Source organism: Kosakonia sp. MH5 (assembly GCF_009935945.1).
Taxonomy (GTDB): domain Bacteria; phylum Pseudomonadota; class Gammaproteobacteria; order Enterobacterales; family Enterobacteriaceae; genus Kosakonia; species Kosakonia radicincitans.
Window position 1 is genome coordinate 1 of record NZ_QODH01000004.1, and the last position, 23,050, is coordinate 23,050.

Sequence of the window (23,050 nt, forward strand, 5' to 3'; positions counted from 1 at the left end):
GCGTTATCGATCTGATCGAATGCGCGGGCAGAACCACCGTAGGTTTTTGCCAGAACGGTAGTGATTGCAGCAGTCAGGGTAGTTTTACCATGGTCAACGTGGCCGATTGTGCCGACGTTAACGTGCGGTTTTGTACGTTCAAATTTTTCTTTAGACACGGCTTTATTCCTTACTATAGCGCTCTCCCCTTCAGGAGAGAGCACGGACTTTGGTTTTAACCCTGAGGCTTATTTACCACGGGCTTCGATTACGGCCTGAGCAACGTTGTTCGGTGCATCATCATACTTCAGGAATTCCATAGTGTATGATGCACGACCCTTGGTCAGAGAACGCAGTTGGGTTGCGTATCCGAACATTTCAGACAGCGGCACTTCAGCATGAATCTTAACGCCAGTGACTTCAGATTCCTGACCGCGCAGCATACCGCGACGACGGCTCAAGTCACCGATAACGTCACCGGTGTTCTCTTCCGGAGTTTCTACTTCAACCTTCATGATCGGCTCAAGCAGAACTGGTTTTGCTTTCTTAAAGCCTTCTTTAAAGGCAATAGACGCAGCCAGTTTAAACGCCAGTTCAGAGGAGTCAACGTCATGGTAAGAACCGAAGTGCAGACGAACACCCATATCTACTACCGGGTAACCAGCCAGCGGGCCAGACTTCAGTTGTTCCTGGATGCCTTTATCAACGGCCGGGATGTATTCGCCAGGAATTACACCACCTTTGATGTCGTTGATGAACTCGTAACCTTTCGGGTTAGAGCCCGGCTCCAGCGGGTACATGTCGATAACAACATGACCGTACTGACCGCGACCACCAGACTGTTTCGCGTGTTTACCTTCGATATCGGTAACTTTCGCGCGAATCGCTTCACGGTAAGCAACCTGAGGTTTACCGACGTTCGCTTCAACGTTGAATTCACGTTTCATACGGTCAACGATGATGTCGAGGTGCAGCTCACCCATACCGGCGATGATGGTCTGGTTAGATTCTTCGTCAGTCCATACGCGGAATGACGGGTCTTCTTTCGCCAGACGGCCCAGAGCCAGACCCATTTTTTCCTGGTCAGCTTTGGTTTTCGGTTCTACTGCGATGGAGATTACCGGTTCCGGGAATTCCATACGTTCCAGAATGATCGGGTGATCCGGGTCACACAGAGTGTCACCAGTGGTCACGTCTTTCAGACCGATAGCAGCAGCGATATCGCCTGCACGAACTTCTTTGATCTCTTCACGCTTGTTAGCGTGCATCTGAACGATACGACCGAAACGCTCACGTGCAGATTTCACGGAGTTCAGGATGGTATCACCAGAGTTAACCACACCAGAGTACACGCGGAAGAAGGTCAGGTTACCAACGAACGGGTCGGTAGCAATTTTGAACGCCAGAGCAGAGAACGGCTCTTCGTCGCTTGCGTGACGCTCAGCCGGAGTATCTTTACCGTCATCCAGAATACCGTTGATCGCAGGTACGTCAGTCGGGGACGGCAGGTAGTCAACTACCGCATCCAGCATCGCCTGAACGCCTTTGTTCTTGAACGCAGAACCACAGGTTACCAGGATGATTTCGTTGTTCAGAACGCGCTGACGCAGAGCAGATTTGATTTCCGCTTCAGTCAGTTCTTCACCACCCAGGTATTTCTCCATCAGCTCTTCAGAAGCTTCAGCAGCGGATTCGATCAGGTTCTGGTGCCATTCGTCAGCCAGATCCTGCATGTCAGCCGGGATATCTTCGTATTCGAAGGTTACGCCCTGGTCTGCATCGTTCCAGTTGATGGCTTTCATTTTCACCAGGTCAACAACACCGGTGAAACCTTCTTCAGCACCAATTGCCAGCTGCAGCGGAACCGGGTTCGCGCCCAGACGGGTTTTGATCTGACCAACAACTTTCAGGAAGTTGGCGCCCATACGGTCCATTTTGTTAACGAACGCGATGCGCGGAACTTTATATTTGTTAGCCTGACGCCATACGGTTTCAGACTGCGGCTGAACACCACCAACTGCGCAGTAAACCATTACCGCACCGTCAAGAACACGCATGGAACGTTCTACTTCGATAGTGAAGTCAACGTGCCCCGGGGTGTCGATGATGTTTACGCGATGCGGTTCATACTGCTTCGCCATACCAGACCAGAATGCAGTAGTTGCTGCGGAGGTAATGGTAATACCACGCTCCTGCTCCTGCTCCATCCAGTCCATGGTTGCGGCGCCGTCATGAACTTCACCGATTTTGTGGTTTACACCGGTGTAGAACAGAATACGTTCGGTAGTCGTGGTTTTACCGGCGTCGATGTGCGCACTGATACCGATGTTACGGTAACGTGCGATGGGTGTTGTACGAGCCATTTGATTCCTCGTTTGTCTCTTAGGCGCTCAGATTTAAGTTGCCAAACGGCGGGCGACTTACTGGAAGCGCCCGCCTGGTGACTAAAACTCCGAAGGGATTACCAACGGTAGTGTGCGAACGCCTTGTTGGCTTCGGCCATACGGTGAACGTCTTCACGTTTCTTAACTGCGGTACCTTTGTTGTCCGCAGCATCAGAAAGTTCGTTCGCCAGGCGCAGAGCCATGGATTTATCACCGCGTTTACGAGCAGCTTCAACGATCCAACGCATTGCCAGGGCATTACGACGAACCGGACGAACTTCAACCGGAACCTGATAAGTAGAACCACCAACGCGGCGAGACTTAACTTCGACAGTCGGGCGCACGTTTTCGAGGGCTACTTCGAAAGCTTCCAGTTCATTTTTACCAGAACGCTGAGCCAGGGTCTCCAGCGCGCTGTATACGATTGCTTCTGCAGTAGATTTTTTACCGTCTACCATCAGGATATTTACAAATTTAGCCAGCAGTTCTGATCCGAACTTCGGATCCGGCAGAATTTTACGCTGACCAATAACACGACGACGTGGCATGGAAATACTCCGTTGTTAATTCAGGATTGTCCAAAACTCTAAGAGTTTAGTTTGACATTAAAGTTAAAACAGTTTGGCCTTACTTAACGGAGAACCATTAAGCCTTAGGACGCTTCACGCCGTACTTGGAGCGAGCCTGCTTACGGTCTTTAACACCAGAGCAGTCGAGCGCGCCACGAACAGTGTGGTAACGAACACCCGGGAGGTCTTTAACACGACCGCCACGGATCAGGATCACGGAGTGCTCCTGCAGGTTGTGACCTTCACCACCGATGTAGGAAGTCACTTCGAAACCGTTAGTTAAACGAACACGGCATACTTTACGCAGTGCGGAGTTCGGTTTTTTCGGGGTGGTAGTATATACGCGAGTACATACACCACGTTTTTGCGGGCATGCTTCCAGCGCAGGCACGTTGCTTTTTGCAACTTTGCGAGCGCGTGGTTTGCGTACCAGCTGGTTAACTGTTGCCATTAAATAGCTCCTGGTTTTAGCTTTTGCTTCGTAAACACGTAATAAAACGACCTCATATAATATGAGGACGCAGAATTTTATGGCTGTGCTTAAAAGGTGTCAAGAAATATACAGCGATCCCACATTACCAATGCATCTGAACGGCGTGTTTTACCGTCAGGCTAACGAAATCAGTATAGCCAACCCTGACAACACTGCTCGAAATTTGACCACTCAATCCGCGTGCGTGCACATCATCATTTAACGCATGAATGGTTATGGGGGCATTTAGCAATAAAGCAATATAACGACTGCCTTCCAGCGCCGCCGTGACGCCATCCGATAACAGCAGTACATCATCGCCAGAGCGCAACATGCGCAACAGCGCCGTCATATCGCATTGCCAGGGAGAGTGGGACAGAGTATGCAGCATAGGCGCCTCAAAACGTCAGTACGACAGTGTACTCATCAAGCTGTTCACGCAGCGCTTCCGGCTCCAGCTGTTGCGCAGGCAAGACGAAAGCCGTCTCCTCGCCGAGACCGCGTTCGCGTAGCGAGGCCGCACACAGCCAACACTGTTCGATGTCGTACAAAGGAAGGACTTTAAAGGTGGCGATGTAATCGCGCGCCAGAATCGCATCCGGCTGCTGCCCGGCTAATAGCTGAAACACGCCATCGCCGATAAAAAATACGCCAATCTCGTCAGTGAATGCTGAGGTAGCGAGTAAGGCATCCAACCCTTCGCGCCCGGAGGATGAACCGTGCGGCGCGGAAGTAAAGACAAATGCGATGCGCTTCATCAAAACTGCACCACCCGATCACAGGAGATCGCGGCTTCGGCCAGCGCGCCCAACCCGGTAAGTGAAAAACCTGCCTGTAAATTCGCGGCAGGCAGCGCTAATCGCTCAGCTTCATTATCATCAACCACACCACGGCGCAGTGCGGCAGCGACACAGATATGCAGTTCAACCTGCTGTTCATCATGCAAGCGCTGCCAGGCGCGCACAAGGTCAAACTCATCGCTGGCAGGTGCCGTAAGCGCATTCGCGTTATTCACCCCTTCACGATAGAAGAAAACGCTGCTCAGCGTATGTCCGGCTTCCAGCAACGCCAGCGCAAATTGATAAGCGCTACTGGCTTGCTGAGTGCCGTACGCCGGGCCGGTGACCATCAGGGCAAAACGCATTAACGATCCTGTCCGGAAAAATCACCGCTTTTGAACTGGCGGATGTAAAGGTAAACAGTATGTTTCGAGATATTCAGGCGATCGGCAACCTGGTTAATCGCGTCTTTAATGTCGAAGATGCCTTTCTCATAAAGGTTCAGCACAATCTGGCGATTCTTGGCATTATTGGAAACGTTGCGATCGGCATTAACCTCTTCGATGGTGAACTCCAGCGTCTGCATCACCAGATCCTCTACCGAGGATGCAAAGTTAACGGCCGAGCCAACATCCGGAGTTTCCGGCGGAATAAAGGTGTTCATGATTTGCGAGAACGGCACATCAAGGTTCATGTTGATGCACAGCAGGCCAATCACCCGATGATCGCGGTTACGGATAGCGATAGTCACTGACTTCATCAGCACGCCGCTTTTCGCGCGCGTGAAGTAGCATTTGGAGACGCTACTGTCGGCACCGGTCATATCGTGCAGCATGCGCAGGGCAAGGTCGGTAATCGGCGAGCCAATTTTACGTCCTGTGTGTTCGCCGTTCGCAATGCGGATAGCGGAACATTTCAGGTCTTGCAGGGAGTGCAGAACGATTTCGCAGTGTGAGCCAATGAGCATCGCTAACCCGTCCACCACCGCCTCGTAGGATTTAAGGATATCGAAGTCGGTCTGATCGAAAGGACGTTGATCCAGTAAATCAAGTTCACTGGTTTCGTTGGTTAATAGCGACCTGGACATGAAAAAAAACACTCCTTTTCAGGAGCCTGTCGTTAACTTTTCAGGGCAGGCTCATTATTTATATGGGGATATAAATTAATACATCGTACGTTAAGATTATATCCTTACTACAAAAAAAAACGCCGCCCGGAGGCGGCGTTTTTTCATACTGTTACTTCGTGCCAGTATCGGCAGCCTTCGCATCAGCAGGCTGATCTGCAGCGGCCGGAGCCGCATCTGACGCGCCAGCTTCCGCTTTCGGCGCTGCGGCATCAGCTTTCGGAGCCGGTTTGATATCCAGCAGCTCTACGTCAAACACCAGCGTGGAGTTAGCCGGAATACCCGGAACGCCAGTTTTACCGTAAGCCAGAGCCGGTGGGATCACCAGCTTGATTTTGCCGCCTTTCTTGATGTTTTTCAGACCTTCAGTCCAGCCCGGGATCACGCCGTCGAGGCGGAAGGAGAGCGGTTCGCCACGGGTATAGGAGTTATCGAACTCTTTACCGTCAATCAGCGTACCTTTGTAGTTTACAACGACAGTGTCGCTGTCTTTCGGCGCATCACCAGTCCCTTCTTTTTCGACTTTGTACAGCAGGCCGGTATCAGACGTTTTCACACCTTTCTCTTTGGCGAAGGTGTCACGGAAGGTTTTACCTTTCGCTTCGTTGTCAGCAGCGTCTTTCTCCATACGTTCTTGCGCGGCAGTTTTCACACGCGTTTCGAACGCTTGCAGCGTTTGTTCAATTTCCTGGTCGCTCAGTTTGCTCTTATCAGCAAACGCGTCCTGAACGCCAGCGATCAACTGGGCTTTGTCCAGTTTGATGCCCAGTTTTTCCTGCTCTTTCAGGGAGTTTTCCATGTAGCGGCCCAGAGATGCGCCCAGCGCATAAGCAGATTTCTGGTCGTCATTTTTAAATGCCGCTTTGCTGTCAGCTGCAGTGGCAGTCTCTTTCTTCGCAGTCTCCGCAGCGAAAGAGATCGGCGCATGAAGGGCAACGGCCATTGTGGTCGCCAGCAGCGTGACTTTAAACAGTGATTTCATCCATTTCTCCAGGGGTCGGGGCATCTCGCCCCAGGGTTAAACATTAAGTAAGAAGCGTACTATAAAGCGTTGCGGTAGAAATCAACATAAGGACACTACCCGAATTCACCTGTTTTCTGACTATTTTTGTTTAAATTAGTTTCTGATTTTCTGACGTAATGCTGTACCGCATGACAAACTTCAGTAAAATTCGCCCGGTTTATGAAATTTGAGCCGGAAGCAGACCCGAGGTGAAGAATGCAAGAGCTAACAACAGAAGCGCGACTGGCTGAACTGGAGAGCAGACTGGCTTTTCAGGAGATGACAATCGAAGAGCTAAACCAGACGGTTATTGCCCACGAACTGGAGATGGCAAAGCTGCGCGAGCATCTGCGACTAATGGCAGAAAAACTCAAGGCCAGCCAGCCTTCCCATATGGCGTCGCCATCAGAAGAAACACCGCCGCCCCATTATTAGGGCGTAAAAAAAGCGGGTTTCCCCGCTCAGTGCATAAATCCCTAATATTTCGTGTTGCAGGCAGGCGGCAAACTTGAAATCCCCGGGAGCATAGAAAACTATGTGACCGGGGTTTGAAAGTGAAACCAACGCACCAGCAGTGCGAAAGACGATGGGATTTTATTAGTGGCAACCGCAGCCGCCGTTACCACCGCAACCGCCTTTACCATGGTCGTGACCATGATCGTGGCCGTGACCACCGCAGCAACCGTCGTGATCGTGGTCGTGGTCATGATCGTGGCCATGCGCACCGTGAACGTGGCCATGAGCCAGTTCTTCTTCAGTCGCTTCGCGGATCGCGACAACTTCAACGTTGAATTTCAGGTTCTGGCCAGCCAGCATGTGGTTGCCATCAACCACAACGTGGTCGTCTTCGACTTCGGTAATTTCTACTGGTACCGGACCCTGGTCGGTTTCCGCCAGGAAGCGCATGCCAACCTGCAATTCATCAACGCCCATAAAGACGTCTTTCGGTACGCGCTGCACCAGGTTTTCATCGTACTGACCGTAAGCGTCGTTCGCGCCAACCGCCACATCGAATTTATCGCCGACTTCGTGACCATCCAGCGCGTTTTCCAGACCAGAGATCAGGGAACCGTGACCGTGCAGGTAGTCCAGCGGCGCACTCACCGGAGACTCATCAACCAACACACCGTCTTCTGTACGTACCTGGTAAGCCAGGCTGACCACCAGGTCTTTTGCTACTTTCATGATATCTCCTGAGCGTGGGAAAATTACTGGCGCAGATTGTAGCGGAATTCTGCACCCGTGTACCCTTTAGCTTAAAAAAAGCTGCCCGATATGGCTAGTCCGGATGAAAAATCCCAATAACTTGCTCATCTTTGCGAACATGATCGCGGGCCTCTTTATCGGCTTCACGCATCTGGTGTCCGCACTTAACACACTCAACTATATCGACATTATTTTCACGCCACATCGCCAGCGAATCCTTCGCCTGGCATGACGGACAGACCGCCCCGGCAATAAAACGTTTACGTACAGCCATTCGAATCCCCTTATTCAAACTCGTCCCAGCCATCCAGCTGGCGACGCTCTTGTTGCATTTCACGCTGGAAAATCTCCTCCAGCTCGCGCCGCGCTTCGCGTACGCGGGAAATTTGTAGCGTATCGGTATGCACCGGCATCAGTTCGCGCAGCATACGCATATCCAGCCGTTTAAAATGCAGTTGCGCGCGCTGCGCCTGGTGAGGGTGCATCCCCAGCGAAATAAGTGCCTTACGCCCCAGTTCAAGCGCGCTGGAGAAGGTTTCGCGGGAAAACTGCGTCACACCGGCCTGCAACAGCTCGTGCGCTTCCACGCGTCCACGCGCCCGCGCCAAAATAGCCAGATGCGGGAAATGTTGCTGACAGATTTCCACCAGTTTCATCGTATCCAGCGGATCGTTGCAGGTAATGACGATGGATTGCGCTGATTCCGCGCCCGCCGAGCGCAACAGCTCCACCTGCGTCGCATCGCCGTAATAAACTTTATAACCGTACTTACGCATCAGGTTAACGGCGCTGATATCCCGTTCCAGCACGGTAATACGCATCTTGTTCGCCATCAGCAGGCGGCCAATCACCTGACCAAAGCGACCAAACCCGACGACAATCACCTGCGGTTTGTCATCTTCCACCCACGGCGCTTCGTCTTCATCTTCCGGCGTGTTAAAGCGCCATGAGAGCAGCTTATCGATGCCGCGCATCAGCAACGGCGTGGTCATCATCGACAGGGTGACGGTCACCAACAACAGCGCCATCTGATCGTGCTGAAACAAGCGCTGGGACGATGCCGAAGAGAAGAGCACAAACGCAAACTCTCCCCCCTGGCTAAGCACGCCAGCAAACTGCATCCGCTCCGAGCTGCGCAGCCCATACACACGCGCCAGCACGTACAGCACCAGCGTTTTGATCGCCACCAGCACTGCGACGCTCATCACCACCCATAGCAAGTGGGTGTAAAGCACACCCAGATTCAGGGCCATACCGACAGAAATAAAGAACAGACCGAGCAGTAAACCTTTAAACGGCTCAATAGCGATTTCCAGTTCGTGGCGATATTCACTCTCCGCCAGCAGCACTCCGGCAATAAAGGTGCCTAGCGCCATCGACAGCCCCAGTGCATCCATAAACAGCGCCGAACCGAGCACCAGCAACAGCGTTGCTGCAGTAAAAACCTCGCGTACACCTGAACCGGCGATAAAGCGAAATACCGGGCGCAGCAGGTAACGCCCGCCAATCAACATACCCGCAAAGGCCAGCACCTTTATTCCGACCTTCATCCAGTCAAGGTGATCGTCGCCATTTCCTGCCAGCAGCGGCACCAGCGCCAGCGCCGGGATCACCGCCAGATCCTGAAACAGCAACACAGAAAAACCCAGTTGCCCGGATTCGCTGCGATTCATGCCTTTATCGCGCATCAGCTGCAGCGCCATCGCCGTCGATGACATCGCAAGACCAATACCGCCAATCACAGCGGCCTGCCAGGCGAATTGCGTCAACATCAGCAATCCGGCCAGAATCGCCGCGCTCAGCAGCACCTGCGCGGCACCGACGCCGAAAATCGAGCGCCGCAATTCCCAGAGCTTGGCCGGATTCAGCTCCAGCCCGATGATAAACATCAGGAACACCACGCCCAGCTCGGAGAAATGAAGGATTTCGTCAACGTCGCTGATAAACCCCAGCCCCCACGGGCCAATGGCTATCCCCGCCAACAAATAACCAAGCACAGCCCCAATACCAAGCCGGGCGGCCAGCGGTACGGCGACGACGGCAGCGAAGAGAAACAGCACACCAGCCAGTAACAGCGTGGAACCTTCCATCAGCGGCCTCCTGGCGGCAGGGGCGAAGCCAGCCAGTCGCCGTAAGCTTTGGCATGATTTGCCAGTTCCTGCGGCGGCTGCCTGCGCGCCCAATAAACAATGATCGGGCTAAGCCAGTGCATACGGCACATGGCGGCGGTCAGCTCAAACGGGCGCAGAATGTCATTCATTGAGTAGCGATTCAGGCCATCATGACGATAAGCCGCCTCCGGCTCACCGGTGGTGACCACGCTACGCCAGTACTTTCCCGCCAGTTGATTCCCACCAATACCGCTGGCAAAACCGCGGCTTAACACGCGATCCAACCACTCTTTGAGTAATGCCGGGCAGCTGTAGGTATACAGCGGGTGCTGGAAGACGATCACGTCATGCTCGCGCAACAACGCCTGTTCACGAGGAATATCGATAAAGAAATCAGGATAGCGCGCGTAGAGATCGTGCACCATGACGTTTTGGAGCTGCATTGCCGGTTTAAGCAAAACCCGATTAGCCACCGAGTCCTGAGATTCCGGATGGGCATACAGCAGCAACACTTTGGCTGTCTGCGACATCATTCCCCTCCCGGGTGTCGTACCTGTTATTCTTCCGGCGCGGCCGCTTTTGCCCGCCCAGAATGATTTTGTCTATCGCCTTCATTTTGGGCTACCATTGCGGCCCCGGTACGGCATTAGGCCGTAACCTTACATTATCATAATGACAAATTAACATAGTCTGAACATACGGCGCCTTATGATTGTTTTCTCCTCGTTACAAATTCGTCGCGGTGTGCGTGTCCTGCTGGATAACGCCACGGCCACCATTAACCCGGGCCAGAAAGTCGGTCTGGTGGGTAAAAACGGCTGCGGCAAATCAACGCTGCTGTCGCTGCTGAAAAACGAGATGAGCGCCGATGGCGGCAGCGTCACGTTTCCCGGCACCTGGCAACTGGCGTGGGTGAATCAGGAAACCCCGGCCCTGAACGAGGCGGCGATAGACTATGTGATAGACGGCGATCGTGAATATCGCAAACTGGAAGCCGAGCTGAACAGTGCCAACGAGCGCAACGACGGCCATGCCATCGCCACGGTACACGGCAAACTCGATGCCATTGACGCCTGGACTATTCGTTCCCGCGCTTCCAGCCTGTTGCACGGGCTGGGCTTTACCAACGAGCAACTCGATCGCCCGGTGAGCGACTTCTCCGGCGGTTGGCGCATGCGTCTGAACCTCGCGCAGGCGCTGATTTGCCGTTCAGATTTACTGCTGCTCGATGAACCGACGAACCACCTGGATCTGGACGCAGTGATCTGGCTGGAGAAGTGGTTGAAGAGCTATCAGGGCACGCTGATCCTGATCTCCCACGACCGCGATTTCCTCGATCCGGTGGTCGACAAAATTCTGCATATTGAACAACAAAGCCTGTTCGAATATACCGGCAACTACAGTTCGTTCGAGCGTCAGCGTGCAACGCGTCTCGCCCAGCAGCAGGCCACTTACGAAAGCCAGCAGCTACGCGTGGCGCACCTGCAAAGCTTTATTGATCGCTTCAAAGCGAAAGCCAGCAAAGCCAAACAGGCGCAGAGCCGTATCAAAATGCTTGAACGCATGGAGCTGATTGCGCCAGCGCACGTCGATAATCCGTTCCATTTCAGCTTCCGCGCGCCGGAAAGCCTGCCGAACCCGTTATTGAAAATGGAAAAAGTGAGCGCGGGTTATGGCGATCGCACCATTCTGAATGCCATCAAACTGAACCTGGTACCCGGTTCGCGTATTGGCCTTCTGGGGCGCAACGGTGCAGGTAAATCGACGCTGATCAAAATGTTAGCCGGTGAACTGGTGCCGCAAAGCGGTGAAATCGGCCTGGCGAAAGGCATCAAACTGGGTTATTTCGCCCAGCATCAACTGGAATTTTTACGCGCGGATGAGTCGCCGCTGCAACACCTGGCGCGCCTGGCACCGCAGGAGCTGGAACAGAAGCTGCGCGATTATCTCGGCGGTTTCGGCTTTCAGGGCGACAAGGTTACCGAAGTGACGGAACGCTTCTCCGGAGGCGAAAAAGCGCGGCTGGTGCTGGCGCTGATCGTCTGGCAGCGCCCGAACCTGCTACTGCTTGATGAACCGACCAACCACCTGGATCTTGATATGCGCCAGGCGCTGACCGAAGCGTTGATCGAGTTCGAAGGCGCGCTGGTCGTCGTCTCGCACGATCGTCACCTGTTACGCTCCACCACTGACGATCTCTACCTGGTACACGACGGCAAAGTGGAGCCGTTTGAAGGCGATCTGGAAGATTACCAGCAATGGCTGAGCGACGTGCAGAAGCAGGAAAGTCAGCCCGCGGAAGGTGCAAAAGATAACGGCAACAGCGCTCAGGCACGTAAAGATCAAAAACGCCGCGAAGCGGAACTGCGCACACAAACCCAGCCGCTGCGTAAAGAGATCGCCCGGCTGGAAAAAGAGATGGAAAAGCTGAATGCACAGTTGGCGCAAGCCGAAGAGAAGCTCGGCGATAGCGGGTTGTACGATCAAAGCCGTAAAGCCGAACTGACCACCTGCCTGCAACAACAGGCGACGGCGAAAGCCGGTCTGGAAGAGTGTGAAATGGCATGGCTTGAAGCGCACGAGCAGCTGGAAGCGATGCTGCAAGGGGAATAACTGGCGATAACAGCGGGCGAGAGAGTTATGAATCTGGATATCACCAACGACATTACGTTTCGCAAGCTGGGCATTTTCATGGCGTTTATGGAAAAGGGAAATATCGCCCGCGCGGCGGAAACCCTTAACCTGAGCGGCGTCAGTGTGCATCGCGCGCTGCACACGCTGGAAGAAAATGTGCGTTGCCCGCTATTCGTGCATAAAGGGCGCAATCTGATCCCCCTTCCTGCCGCCTGGACGCTTATGGAGTATTGCCAGGAAGTCATGCAGTTGATGGAGCGCGGGCTGGATGAAGCGCGGAAAACGGCGGGCGTCGGTCAGGGTCGTTTACGTGTCGGTACGCTTTACTCGCTGACGCTGGAAACCGTGCCGAGGCTTATTATGGGCATGAAGTTGCGCCGTCCGGACCTGGAAATGGATCTGACCATGGGGTCAAACGAGGCGCTGCTGCATATGCTGGAAGAGGGGACGCTCGATGCCATCCTCATCTCAATCTCCGGCAGCGAACTCGACCACAATAATTTCGAAATGCTGCCGCTGTTTCATGACGATATCTTTCTTGCTGCGCCAGCCAGCGCCACGCTGAAGAGCGACGACTTTGCCGATCTGCGCGATTATCGTACGCAAAAATTTGTCTCGCTGGCCGAAGGGTTCGCCACTTACGCCGGGTTTCAGGAAGCGTTTCATATTGCCGGGTTCGAGCCGGAAATCGTCACCCGTGTTAACGACATCTTTTCCATGCTCAGCCTGGTGCAGGCGGGCGTGGGTTTTTCCCTGATGCCGGGAAGAATGAAAAAAGTATACGAAAGCTCCTTGCAGTTACTGCGTCTCGCCGAGCCGTATCAGATGCAGCAGTTGATCGCTATTGTCTTCGCCCGCAACCGCGAGCACGATCCCAATTTACTGGCGCTGGCAGCCGAAGGGCGAATGTACGCCCGCAGTCTGGGAGATAGCGCCTGATCTTTGCCGGATAGCGCCTGCACCTTATCCGGCAAAGATCGGCGCTATCAGGCAATCAATCTTCCCTGTAAACCGTTCGCCAGCCTGCAGGCCCGACAAGCGGAGCGCAAACTTACCCCCGAAGCCGCTTAGCCAGATGCAGCGCAACATCCGCACCACTTCTTTCCAGCGAAATGCATTCACCGTTCCATGCCGCCTGGCGCGTCAGACAGGTCAGAATGCCGCCCGGCGGCATCTCAATCGCCAGCCTTGCGTCACGTTCATTCGCGGCAACCATCGCCTCCTGCCAGCGCACGGTGCGCGCCATATTACGCGCCAAATCGTCAGCAATTTTTTCCGGCTGCCACAGCACACGGCCAGTACTGCCGCTTAAATAAGCGCATTGCGGCCGGTTCAGCGCGATGTGAGTAAAGGCCTGCGCCAGTTTTTCCGCGGGCGCAGCCAGCAGTTCACAATGCGAAGGCACGCTGACCGCCAGACGCTGCGCTTTGTTCGCGCCTTTGGCCAGCGCACGCTGCGCGACCAGCGCCATCGCGTCATCACTACCGGCGATAACAATCTGCGTTTCCGCGTTCAGGTTGGCAATATACGCCCCGCTCCCTTCGAGCAGCGTTTCCACGACAGGCAGCGTCAGCCCCATAATCGCCGTCAGACCGTACCCGTGCGGCCAGGCCTGTTCCATTAAGTCGCCGCGCAACGCGACAAGCTGCAAGGCATCGTGGAAATCCAGCGCTCCAGCCACCACAGCGGCAGGAAATGCGCCAATCGATAATCCACAGGTGATATCCACTATCATGCCCCGGCGCTGTAATTCCCGCGCCCAGGCAACACCGGAAATCAGCAGTGCCAGTTGTACGGCACGCGTATGTTCTAATGCCTGCGGCGTATCAAGCGCATCCACTTCCGCGCCTAATATTTCACGCGCTTGCGCCAGTTCTGTGCCGGGCAGCCCCTGTAACATGCCGGGACGCTGCGTCCCCTGCCCCGGAAAGGTAAACAGAATTTTCATTACGCCTCCCTGTACCACGGATCGCTGACCAGCCGCGGCCCATGATTGGTTTTCAGCATTGCCCGCCCATCGCGTAACCACTCCGCCAGCGCAAAACCGCCATTCGGCGTCTCAATCTGGGTATCCGCCCGGCACAATCCACCGCTCAGTTGCTGTTGCCAGCGTAAAAGATCATCGGGAGAAAGCGGCTGCGGAGCGCGGATCAGCAGGTCAAGATCGCTGGTCGCATGGATAACCGGAATGCCTGTCGCCAGCGCGTAGCCGGTGCTGCCGGTCACGCCCCATATCCACGGCCAGTTCTGCTGCGCCAGTTGCAAAGCCAGTTGCACCGGCGGCTGAGAAATAAAGGGGGAACGAAGCAGCGCCAGCGGTGCGACAAGCTGCTCTGGTGAGACAATGCGGGTAATGCGCTCTGATCTCACCCACCCCGCAGCGCGCTGATCGCGTCGTAAACCGCGCACGCCAACGGGGATTCGATCGCCCTGAACAACATCACGCCGCACCACTACCGGTAAACCGGCGTGCCACACTTCATCGACCCAGGGTTCAGTTACCCCTTCCAGCGCATCGCGTGCGCCAGGCCAGAGAAGATCGTGCGGGCGTAATGTTGTGGTCATGATTACATTCCTGAAGTCAGCGAGATAAACAGCGGCAGCGACAGGATACACAGTACGGAACTTAACAGCAGTACCGCTTCCGCATCCGGCGACTGCACGCCAAAGCGGTTACCAAATACCACGCCGAAGAAACCAGCCGCCAGCGCAATCATCAGGATCGCGGTGATAGCGACAGAGCCATGCAGGCCCAGCACCAGCACAATCCCCCAGGCAATAGCAGGCTGGATCAGCAGCTTGGTGATCGTGGCAGAAATAACCATAGTGTTGATGGCGAGTTTACGCGCTGAGAGGATCACACCGGTCAGGAACAGCGCCGCAGCGGTCGCAGCCAGGCCAAGCGGTTTGATAGAAGCCAGCAGCAATTCCGGCATTTTGAGGCCAAACGCTGAAAGCACAACCCCCAGCAGCGGGCCCCAGACAATCGGTTTTTTCACCGAACGCCACATCAGCACCGGCAGCATTGCCAGCGTAGAACCTGTGTTGCCGCCTTCTGCACGCGCTTTTTCACGTTCGAGGATCAGCAGGCAGAACGGCGTCATCAGTACCGAACCACAGGCAATAGAAACCGCGACGGAAAGAGACGTTGCAGACCCTTCGCCCAGAACGCTACCGAGGATCGGCAGACCCAGCGCCGCGTAGTTCGGCAGCGCCACTGTCAGGGTTAATACTGCAGCATCCTGCGGCGATTTTTTGAAGACAGAGACCGCCAGGAAGTAGATAGCCGCGTAGGTGATCCACATAGCGAGAACCAGCACCACAATCAGCGGCGACTGGGCGATGATACCGGCCCACGGCGTTTGTACGGTCGCGCTAAACAGCGCGGCGGGCAGGGCAAAGTCCATTACGAAGATATTCAGCAGGGAAACGTTCTTGTTGTCGACCATTTTGGCCTTCCCTGCCCAGAAACCCAACAGCATGATGACAAAAATGGGTGCGAGGGCATGAACAATTACATAAGTCATAGATCACCTATAAGCCTTTAAGAAAAAAGAGAAATAGCGCGATGGTTATTATTTTCAGATGCAGAATGCCGCGTGGGCGCGGCGTACGCGCCCACGGGTTTGCTATCTGGCAGGTTTCTTTTTTTTACTTACCAGCTTGCTTTCATGCGTTCGCGCACAAGAGCGGAGCTGCGGCGGTTGTCAGCACCCAGACGGTTTTTCAACGTGGTGTCCTGACGAGCGTCTTTGATTGCCTGTTGCAGAGTGTTCTTCACCTGCGTCAGATCGCTTTCTGAAGGCGCATCCGGATTGCTGATGTTCAGCAGATCCGACAGCAGCCCCAGCGTGGCATAGTTGCTAATGTCGTAGGCCATCGGCGGAATGGTCGCCGCCAGTTTTTCCAGCGCTTCCACGGTACGCAGCGTAATGCGCGCCGCCGAGTCTTTACCCATCGCGTGGATCAACACACCGGAATCGTTAAAGGCGATCAGGCGGTTGGCCTGGTAGCCGTGGGCCAGAAACGCCCCGGACATCGCTTTACCGACGATCAGACCAATCACCGGGTGGCCCGCCAGGCGCGCATTGGCATACGCCGCAGCCGCGCCAGCCAGCGCCTGGTGAATACCAAATGCCTCTTCACGACGGCCGTAAGCCTGGCTTGGCACGTCAATCACCGCAATGATCGGGCGTTTCACGCTGCTGTTCGCATCGGCAGCGACCGTTTCGCTGACCACTTTCGCCAGCGTCCAGCCTTCCAGCAAACCGACTTCGCCTTTCGCGGCGCGCGGATAGTGGTTGTTGGCGTCCGGTACCACAGCGATAAAACGCACCGCTTCACCGTTCACCTGACCATCAGCGGCCTGTACGGACGGGCAAAGCCCGCTCAGACGTTGCGCATTCGGTGCCAGTTTTTCCAGCCATAAGGCACCACGGCTGACTGTCGTACTCATGCTTTACCCTCCCCGGCAAATAACGCGTTGATCTGTTCAGCATCCGCTTGTTTACGGGTGTCGAACCGGGTCAGACGTTGCAGATAATCGTCGTAGTTATCGGTGCGGTGTTTCGCCGGAACGCCTTTGGCAATGGCGTCATTCATCGCGTTTTTCACCGCGTTCACGCCGTCGCCGACCAGCGCATCCACCAGCCCGCTGCGATAACGCACTTCACCGCCGGTCATGCTCCAGATAAACGGACGGTCGCGGGAGTCGTACTCTTCAATCCCCGCTTCCTGCTCAATCACCTGCGGGCCGTTCAGACCGAGACGCGCTTCGCGGGTCACAATCAGATAACTGCACAGCGCGGCGGCGATAGACATCCCGCCAAAGCAGCCCACCGTGCCGGCAACAATACCGACAACCGGGGTATAACGACGCAGGTCAACGATCGCCGCATGAATATCGGCAATCGCCGCCAGGCCGAGGTTGGCTTCCTGCAAGCGCACGCCGCCGGTTTCAAGACACAGAACGGCCTGCGTCGGGATCCCTTTGCGGTTATCTTCTGCCGCCAGTTCCAGCGCCGCCGCCATTTTCGCGCCGGAGACTTCGCCCATGCTGCCGCCCTGGAACGCGCCTTCAATCGCCACGACGACAGCCGGTTGACCATTGATGGTGCCTTTGGCGACAACCATGCCGTCATCCGCCTGCGGAACAATACCCTGCGGCCCTAACCACGGGGAGATAATGCCCTCGAACGGATCCAACAATTCGCGGTAGCTGCCTTCATCCAGCAGCGCCTGCGCGCGTTGACGCGCTTTGAGTTCGATAAAACTGCGATCGTCACGCATAGCTCACCTCTTCGAATACCTGTTCGATACGGATGCGCGCCACACCGGGCGTCGCGCCGAAATCGTGAATCACAAGCTGGCCGGCAGGTAACGTGCTGACCAGCCCCAGACGGGTGAACAGCGCTTCCCAACGTCCACGGCTGTTATCCACGGAGGTGGTGATATCGATTGTCAGTGTCTGCCCCTGGTCGGCGGTGAATAACACCTCCATATCCCCGGAGCCCACAACGCCTGCCAGTGCTTTACCGCGCAATACGCGGCCGGCAGGCACAGTGATCGTGATATGTTCCATAACTTCCTCTTAATTCGCTAAATAAGGCGTGGTCAGGCGATCGAGAAACAGTGTGGCGGCCAGTAAATCCGCCGCGCCGCCGGGTGAAGCGTTCAGCGCCAGCATTTGCCTGTCGAGGTTGACCAGCGCTTGCCAGCCGTGCGGATGGGCAACACCGCCTGCCTGCAACACATTCCGTGCGCCTTCACGCATCGTCTCCAGCCCTTCCAGACCGGCGCGCGATAAAACACAGGTATCGCTGAGCGAGGTCATGATCGCCATCAACGCATCCAGCCGTGCGGCAGTTTCGCTGCCGCCGCGCTGGCGGCTTTGCTGCAACTGCGGCAGTGCCAGCTTCATGATGTGTGGAAACGCCTGCTGCGCTTCTTCGCGCGCGCCGGGCACCCGGTAACGATGGGTAGCACGCAGCCCTTTACTGAACACTTTCGGCGCGGCCTCGTCCGGCAGTTGCGCCAGCTTTGCGGCGGTGGCGGTAATCGCCTCAGCCGTGCCGCTGCCGCCGAGCATCGCCACAGCGCTGACCAGCAACCCCAGCGCCCAAATCGCGCCACGATGCGTATTCACACCGCCAGTTGCCGCCATCATCTGCTGCTCGCCTTCGCGGCCCAATCGCCCGATGGTTTGTCTGAGCGCCACATCTACCGGCCGTAACCAGCTCTGTTGCGCCAGCGCCTGAAACGTGGGGGTCAGGCTGTGCGCGGAACGCTCCATCAGTTCAAGCGTTAAATCGTGGTGCGCGCCGCTCCCCCGACTGTCCACCAGACCGGGCTTGGGGCTTAATCGTGCTTCGTCAATCAGACTCTGCGTGGCGGCTCGCGCCAGCCAATCGGCACCGCCTTCAGCTTCAATCCGTGGCAGAAGTTTCATTACCAGCTCCGGAATTTCGCAGGTGGGTTGTAAAGACCGCCGGACCATTCCACCAGATCCGCCACGCTGCTGGCTGCCAGCAACGAACGGGTGGCATCAGTACGACGAATGCCCATATCTTCCGGGTAAACCACTTTGCCACTCTGACGAAGTTGCGCCACGCGTTTGGCGTCAACACCCAGACCGATATCGGTGATACCGGCCACCGCCGCCACCATCGCGCGGCGCTCTTCGATGCTTTCCGCACGATAGAGGTAAGCAATCCCCTCTTCGGTGAGCACGTGAGTCACGTCATCGCCATAGATCATGACGGGTGCCAACGGCATGCCGGAGGTTTTCGCCACTTCAACAGCGTCGAGTTTTTCCACAAAGGTCGGTTTCGCCCCGGCCTGGAAGGTTTCAACCATCTGCACGACCAGTTTTTTACCGCGTTGCATCGGATCCGGTTCGGTGATCATATTCAGCCAGGCAGGTGTTGCATGGCGACGACCGTGCGGGTCATGCCCCATGTTTGGCGCGCCGCCGAAGCCAGAGAGACGACCACGAGTAACCGTGGAGGAGTTCGCCAGGCCATCAACCTGCAGCGTGGAGCCGATAAACATATCCACCGCGTACTGACCTGCTAACTGGCAGAACGCACGGTTGGAACGCATTGAACCATCAGAACCGGTGAAGAACACGTCCGGACGCGCGCGGATATACTCTTCCATCCCCAGCTCGCCGCCGAAGCAGTGCACGCTTTCCACCCAGCCGCTCTCAATCGCCGGGATCAGCGTCGGATGCGGGTTCAGCGTCCAGTGTTTACAGATTTTGCCTTTCAGGCCGAGCTGTTCGCCGTAAGTCGGCAGCAGGAGTTCAATCGCCGCGGTGTTGAAACCGATACCGTGGTTCAGCGACTGCACCTGATGCTCTGCGTAGATGCCTTTAATCGCCATCATCGCCATCAGGATGTGTTCTTGTTTGATCAAACGCGGATCGCGGGTAAACAACGGTTCGATAAAGAACGGTTTGTCCGCTACCACTACGTAGTCGATCCACGAGCCAGGAATATCGACACGCGGCAGATCGCATTCGTCATCCACCAGTTCGTTAACCTGCGCAATGACAATACCGTCGCGGAACGCAGCGGCTTCCACCAGCGCCGGCGTATCTTCGGTGCTGGGGCCGGTGTAGAGGTTACCTTTACGGTCGGCTTTGTAACCGGCAATCAGTGCCACATTCGGGCACAGGTCAACATACAGGCGGGAGTAAAGTTCGATGTAAGTGTGGATGGCGCCGATTTCCAGCAGACCATCTTCCAGCAGCTGCGAAATGCGCAGACTCTGCGTACCGGAGAAAGAGAAATCGAGCTTGCGCGCGATGCCTTTTTCGAAGATATCAAGATGTTCGCTACGGCCGACGCTCGGCATAATCATATGCAGATCATGCACTTTCTGCGGATTGACTTCAGCCAGCGAGCGGGAGAGAAAATCCGCCTGCTTTTGGTTGTTCCCTTCGAGAACGACACGGTCGCCGGGGGCGATCAGTTTTTCCAGCATGGCGACAAGGTCGCCGGTCGGCAGTACCTTGCCCTGCACGGGAATGGACGCCAGGCGACGCTGTTTCTCGCTGCGCCGCGTGTTCCATACCTGTGCTGGCGTTTGCCCAGATAACATTGTTAACCTCCTGATTCAGCTCATCATTTTGACTTGCTTAACACTGAACTCAGTGTGCGCTTTGCTGAGAAAGGCATCAATTAAGGAGGCGACGAAATCATTAGCCTGGGAGTAATAATCAACGAAACAATCTGTGATGTGGATCAGTTTCGCCAGATAAGAAAAGTATTATGGCGGTACGGAACGTACCGCCAACGAAAGATTAGCGCTGGCTGGCCAGACGCTGGCGAATCTGCTCGAAATGCTCCGTTTGATAGAGTTTGCCATCAAGGAAGCGCGTTTTCAGTTCACCGCCTTTTTCCTGCTCCCAACGCTGTTCATCATACAGTTGCAGTTCCCCCTGCGCATCGCGCTCCACGCGCAGTAGTCCCCGCGCCGAACGTTTCAGACCATTATCGGTTTTCGGCTCTTTAAAAATCATGCGTCCTTCGCCGTTTACCGCTCCCCAGGTCGCTTTCATCGCGAAACCGAAGGTGTCACGGGTGTTGTACTGATAAGTAAAGGAACCGACGCCAAACACCACGTTGGAGCTGGCAAAACCTTTGGCTTCCAGACGGCGCAGGATCTCATTCGCACGCGCCAGGGTGATGGAGTCCCCATAAATCAGGCCAACATGCGGATCCAGCACTTTGTAACCTTTCTCATTAATCGTGCCGCCAAAGATTTCCCACAGCACCTCTACCGAACCTTTCTCTTCCGGGCTGCGTTCCGGATGCATGTCATTATCTGCCCCCGTCCCGCAAAGGATCTCTACCGGATCGCCGCTGTCCGGGCGGAACACCACGCGTCCCTCACGGTGGAGAATGATCTGTTTCAATTCCCTGGTGTATTCCGTCAGTACACGCCAGTAATCCCAGGTATCCGATACGATAGAAACAAATCCCTGCGGATAAATATCGGCAATCAGACGTCGGAACGTTTCGATTTCATGATCGTGTTCACCCATGCACATCACGCTGTGTTCAGTAGCGGGAATGCTGGCACCAATAAAGTACTCTTCACCGCCAGTGTAGTGATCGCGGACATACAGCAGCGACGGAATGCTGTCGGTACCTTTGAAACTCAGCAGGTGACCGGCCCCAGCCTGCGCCGTATCGTGGAGACCGGCCATGCCGCGAAAAGAGAAGTCGTGACACTGGAAATCCAGATGCGATAAATCGGTGCAGGTTTTCTCTGCCCACTGCTGACAAATTTTACGGTAGTGGTGGGCAATGGTGGCGTTGGTGGAGGCTTTCCATAATTCAGCGGAGAGCACAGTTTCCAGGTAGTTCACCAGCCAGAAAAACTCCTCACGGGTGTTGGTAATCGTCAAAACCGGGACTTTCATTGGCACTTTACTGCCTTCATCCAGCGACTTTATGTGCAGCGGCAGATACCCCAAACGATGCAGCGCGCGAATATGATCGACCGCCACGACATCCCTGCCGAGATAATTATCCATCACCTGCTTATATTCATTGACGACGTCATCTTCCTGGCGGGTAAAAAAGTCGGCATTGAACAAATCAACCATAAACCACTTCAGAAAGCCTTGCAGGCCGAAAAACACCAGCTTGCCATCCGCAACGGGAGACTGGAAAAAGCGGTCGCTGCGCGGGGTAAAGTTGGAATAAACCTGAGTTGTTCCCTGCGGGTATTGCACACGGTGCGAAACTTTATAACCGTCGATAGCCAGAATGGGATTGATTTTCATAATGTTGGCTCCCTTAAGCGCGGAAAATAGTGTTGATGTCGATCAGTTCAACTCGCGGGTCTGCAAGCTCAGGCGAGGTGAAGGAGGTGGTGGTGTAAATTGCGTCAATGCCATTATTCAGCAAGTGTTCGACCCCTTTGGAGAAGACGCCGTGCGTGACATACAGACTGACACTGCGAGCCCCGGCATCGCGCAGCACCTGCGCTGAGCCGATAAAGGTGCCGCCCGCATCGCAAAGGTCATCAACGATCAGCACATCTTTGCCCGCCACATCACCAGCCACCAACGCAAACCCCGTAAGATTTCCTGTTGCAACATCACGTTCTTTCGTCAGGATGGCGTAGCTTTGCGCGCCGCTGGCTTTTGCCACGTTGTGGATTTTCTTCAGCGCACCGGCGTCCGGCGCGACCAGCATCAGCTCGCCCTTGCCTATGGCGCGACGCAGCGTTTCGCTCTGCATTAGGCCACTTTCCTGCGCAATCACTACGCAGTTCTTGATGGCTGCCGCCGCAGCATCGCTGTGCGGGTCGAGGATATACACTTTGTCGAAATTCAGGGTATTGAGCTGGTCGGCAAAAACCTTCAGTGCGAAGCTGTCACCTGCCACCATATGGCGGTCCTGACGTGCCCACGGCAACCATGCCAGCTCCAGATGGCTCACTGCGATATCGGTAACATGGCGCACGGCATCCACCAGTTGTGCCAGTAACATAAAGTCGTTCATATCGCGCATGGCGGCGACACGTACCCGCATATGCAGGGCGAATGAGGGAAGTTTACCGGCCACTTTTAGCCATACAGCGCCATCGGGAAAGACGCCATGGCTAATCTCAACCTGCTCATTATCAATCACTAATTCGATTCTGCTCGCCATCATTCACCTCGCTTTAACTCATTAATGTCCCTTGGACACTTTTAATATTGTCCATGAGACACTATTAAGGCAAGCGTTTTTTCCAATTACCACGAAATAACAAGTTAACTCGCTGAA

The 23,050-nt window shown here is 55.1% G+C and carries 26 protein-coding genes; 3 read left to right on the forward strand and 23 right to left on the reverse strand.

Features of this window, described 5'->3' with window-relative positions:
• The 9 genes from DK872_RS12275 to fkpA all read right to left on the reverse strand — a co-directional run.
• Positions 1-158, reverse strand: a 158-nt coding sequence (locus DK872_RS12275) for a GTP-binding protein (RefSeq protein WP_227507214.1), incomplete at its 3' end; no start/stop codon positions are given.
• Between the two features lie 69 nt (positions 159-227).
• Positions 228-2,342 (reverse strand): elongation factor G, encoded by a 2,115-nt coding sequence (gene fusA / locus DK872_RS12280; RefSeq protein WP_007369803.1) that lies wholly within the window; start codon positions 2,340-2,342, stop codon positions 228-230.
• A 98-nt stretch (positions 2,343-2,440) separates the two neighbouring features.
• Positions 2,441-2,911: a 30S ribosomal protein S7 gene (gene rpsG, locus DK872_RS12285; protein WP_007369802.1), complete on the reverse strand. Its 471-nt coding sequence runs from the start codon at positions 2,909-2,911 to the stop codon at positions 2,441-2,443.
• Positions 2,912-3,008: 97 nt separating this feature from the next.
• On the reverse strand, positions 3,009-3,383 hold the full coding sequence (rpsL, locus tag DK872_RS12290) for a 30S ribosomal protein S12 (RefSeq protein WP_000246815.1): 375 nt from the start codon (positions 3,381-3,383) through the stop codon (positions 3,009-3,011).
• Between the two features lie 124 nt (positions 3,384-3,507).
• Positions 3,508-3,795, reverse strand: coding sequence for a sulfurtransferase complex subunit TusB (gene tusB, locus DK872_RS12295; protein WP_035888982.1), 288 nt, complete (start codon positions 3,793-3,795; stop codon positions 3,508-3,510).
• 7 nt (positions 3,796-3,802) lie between these two features.
• Positions 3,803-4,162, reverse strand: a complete 360-nt coding sequence (tusC, locus tag DK872_RS12300; RefSeq protein ID WP_007369800.1) for a sulfurtransferase complex subunit TusC — start codon at positions 4,160-4,162, stop codon at positions 3,803-3,805.
• A complete protein-coding gene (gene tusD, locus DK872_RS12305; RefSeq protein WP_072439624.1) occupies positions 4,162-4,548 on the reverse strand; it encodes a sulfurtransferase complex subunit TusD in 387 nt (128 codons plus the stop codon). The genes tusC and tusD overlap by 1 nt, the downstream gene beginning before the upstream one ends.
• Complete coding sequence (locus DK872_RS12310; RefSeq protein WP_007369798.1) at positions 4,548-5,270, reverse strand: transcriptional regulator; 723 nt, start codon at positions 5,268-5,270, stop codon at positions 4,548-4,550. The genes tusD and DK872_RS12310 overlap by 1 nt, the downstream gene beginning before the upstream one ends.
• Positions 5,271-5,421: 151 nt before the next feature.
• Entirely contained in the window at positions 5,422-6,291 is an 870-nt protein-coding gene (gene fkpA / locus DK872_RS12315; protein ID WP_035888980.1) for an FKBP-type peptidyl-prolyl cis-trans isomerase, read from the reverse strand.
• A gap of 237 nt (positions 6,292-6,528) precedes the next feature.
• On the opposite strand from fkpA, the gene DK872_RS12320 reads away from it, so the two are divergent.
• On the forward strand, positions 6,529-6,747 hold the full coding sequence (locus tag DK872_RS12320; RefSeq protein ID WP_007369796.1) for a protein SlyX: 219 nt from the start codon (positions 6,529-6,531) through the stop codon (positions 6,745-6,747).
• A 162-nt stretch (positions 6,748-6,909) separates the two neighbouring features.
• Here DK872_RS12320 and slyD read toward each other — a convergent pair whose 3' ends face one another.
• The 4 genes from slyD to kefG all read right to left on the reverse strand — a co-directional run bounded on the left by slyD (position 6,910) and on the right by kefG (position 10,162).
• Positions 6,910-7,497, reverse strand: a complete 588-nt coding sequence (gene slyD, locus DK872_RS12325) for a peptidylprolyl isomerase (RefSeq protein WP_007369795.1) — start codon at positions 7,495-7,497, stop codon at positions 6,910-6,912.
• 94 nt (positions 7,498-7,591) lie between these two features.
• Positions 7,592-7,792 carry a YheV family putative zinc ribbon protein gene (locus DK872_RS12330; protein ID WP_007369794.1) on the reverse strand — a complete coding sequence of 67 codons (201 nt, stop codon included), beginning with the start codon at positions 7,790-7,792 and terminating at the stop codon, positions 7,592-7,594.
• A gap of 10 nt (positions 7,793-7,802) precedes the next feature.
• Positions 7,803-9,608 (reverse strand): glutathione-regulated potassium-efflux system protein KefB, encoded by a 1,806-nt coding sequence (kefB, locus tag DK872_RS12335; protein ID WP_035888979.1) that lies wholly within the window; start codon positions 9,606-9,608, stop codon positions 7,803-7,805.
• Positions 9,608-10,162 (reverse strand): glutathione-regulated potassium-efflux system ancillary protein KefG, encoded by a 555-nt coding sequence (gene kefG, locus DK872_RS12340; RefSeq protein ID WP_161518407.1) that lies wholly within the window; start codon positions 10,160-10,162, stop codon positions 9,608-9,610. The genes kefB and kefG overlap by 1 nt, the downstream gene beginning before the upstream one ends.
• Before the next feature lie 175 nt (positions 10,163-10,337).
• Here kefG and DK872_RS12345 point away from each other — a divergent pair, with 175 nt between their 5' ends.
• Together DK872_RS12345 and DK872_RS12350 are read left to right on the forward strand one after the other, a co-directional pair.
• Positions 10,338-12,242, forward strand: a complete 1,905-nt coding sequence (locus DK872_RS12345; RefSeq protein ID WP_149288222.1) for an ABC transporter ATP-binding protein — start codon at positions 10,338-10,340, stop codon at positions 12,240-12,242.
• 27 nt (positions 12,243-12,269) lie between these two features.
• On the forward strand, positions 12,270-13,202 hold the full coding sequence (locus tag DK872_RS12350; RefSeq protein ID WP_007369790.1) for a LysR family transcriptional regulator: 933 nt from the start codon (positions 12,270-12,272) through the stop codon (positions 13,200-13,202).
• A 112-nt stretch (positions 13,203-13,314) separates the two neighbouring features.
• Here DK872_RS12350 and mdcH read toward each other — a convergent pair whose 3' ends face one another.
• From mdcH to prs, 10 genes are all read right to left on the reverse strand, one after another.
• Complete coding sequence (gene mdcH, locus DK872_RS12355) at positions 13,315-14,211, reverse strand: malonate decarboxylase subunit epsilon (RefSeq protein WP_007369788.1); 897 nt, start codon at positions 14,209-14,211, stop codon at positions 13,315-13,317.
• A complete protein-coding gene (locus tag DK872_RS12360; protein ID WP_007369787.1) occupies positions 14,211-14,828 on the reverse strand; it encodes a malonate decarboxylase holo-ACP synthase in 618 nt (205 codons plus the stop codon). Before DK872_RS12360 ends, mdcH begins: the two co-directional genes overlap by 1 nt.
• Before the next feature lie 2 nt (positions 14,829-14,830).
• Positions 14,831-15,790 carry an AEC family transporter gene (locus DK872_RS12365; protein ID WP_035888975.1) on the reverse strand — a complete coding sequence of 320 codons (960 nt, stop codon included), beginning with the start codon at positions 15,788-15,790 and terminating at the stop codon, positions 14,831-14,833.
• Positions 15,791-15,918: 128 nt separating this feature from the next.
• A complete protein-coding gene (gene mdcE / locus DK872_RS12370) occupies positions 15,919-16,719 on the reverse strand; it encodes a biotin-independent malonate decarboxylase subunit gamma (RefSeq protein ID WP_007369785.1) in 801 nt (266 codons plus the stop codon).
• A complete protein-coding gene (locus tag DK872_RS12375) occupies positions 16,716-17,552 on the reverse strand; it encodes a biotin-independent malonate decarboxylase subunit beta (protein WP_035888974.1) in 837 nt (278 codons plus the stop codon). The genes mdcE and DK872_RS12375 overlap by 4 nt, the downstream gene beginning before the upstream one ends.
• Positions 17,545-17,844, reverse strand: coding sequence for a malonate decarboxylase acyl carrier protein (mdcC, locus tag DK872_RS12380; protein ID WP_035888973.1), 300 nt, complete (start codon positions 17,842-17,844; stop codon positions 17,545-17,547). Before mdcC ends, DK872_RS12375 begins: the two co-directional genes overlap by 8 nt.
• Before the next feature lie 9 nt (positions 17,845-17,853).
• Positions 17,854-18,711 carry a triphosphoribosyl-dephospho-CoA synthase gene (locus DK872_RS12385; RefSeq protein ID WP_161518408.1) on the reverse strand — a complete coding sequence of 286 codons (858 nt, stop codon included), beginning with the start codon at positions 18,709-18,711 and terminating at the stop codon, positions 17,854-17,856.
• Positions 18,711-20,366 (reverse strand): malonate decarboxylase subunit alpha, encoded by a 1,656-nt coding sequence (gene mdcA / locus DK872_RS12390; RefSeq protein ID WP_043956313.1) that lies wholly within the window; start codon positions 20,364-20,366, stop codon positions 18,711-18,713. The genes DK872_RS12385 and mdcA overlap by 1 nt, the downstream gene beginning before the upstream one ends.
• Positions 20,367-20,568: 202 nt before the next feature.
• Complete coding sequence (locus DK872_RS12395) at positions 20,569-22,059, reverse strand: nicotinate phosphoribosyltransferase (RefSeq protein ID WP_161518409.1); 1,491 nt, start codon at positions 22,057-22,059, stop codon at positions 20,569-20,571.
• 13 nt (positions 22,060-22,072) lie between these two features.
• Positions 22,073-22,933 carry a ribose-phosphate diphosphokinase gene (prs, locus tag DK872_RS12400; protein WP_007369779.1) on the reverse strand — a complete coding sequence of 287 codons (861 nt, stop codon included), beginning with the start codon at positions 22,931-22,933 and terminating at the stop codon, positions 22,073-22,075.
• Between the last annotated feature and the right edge of the window lie 117 nt (positions 22,934-23,050).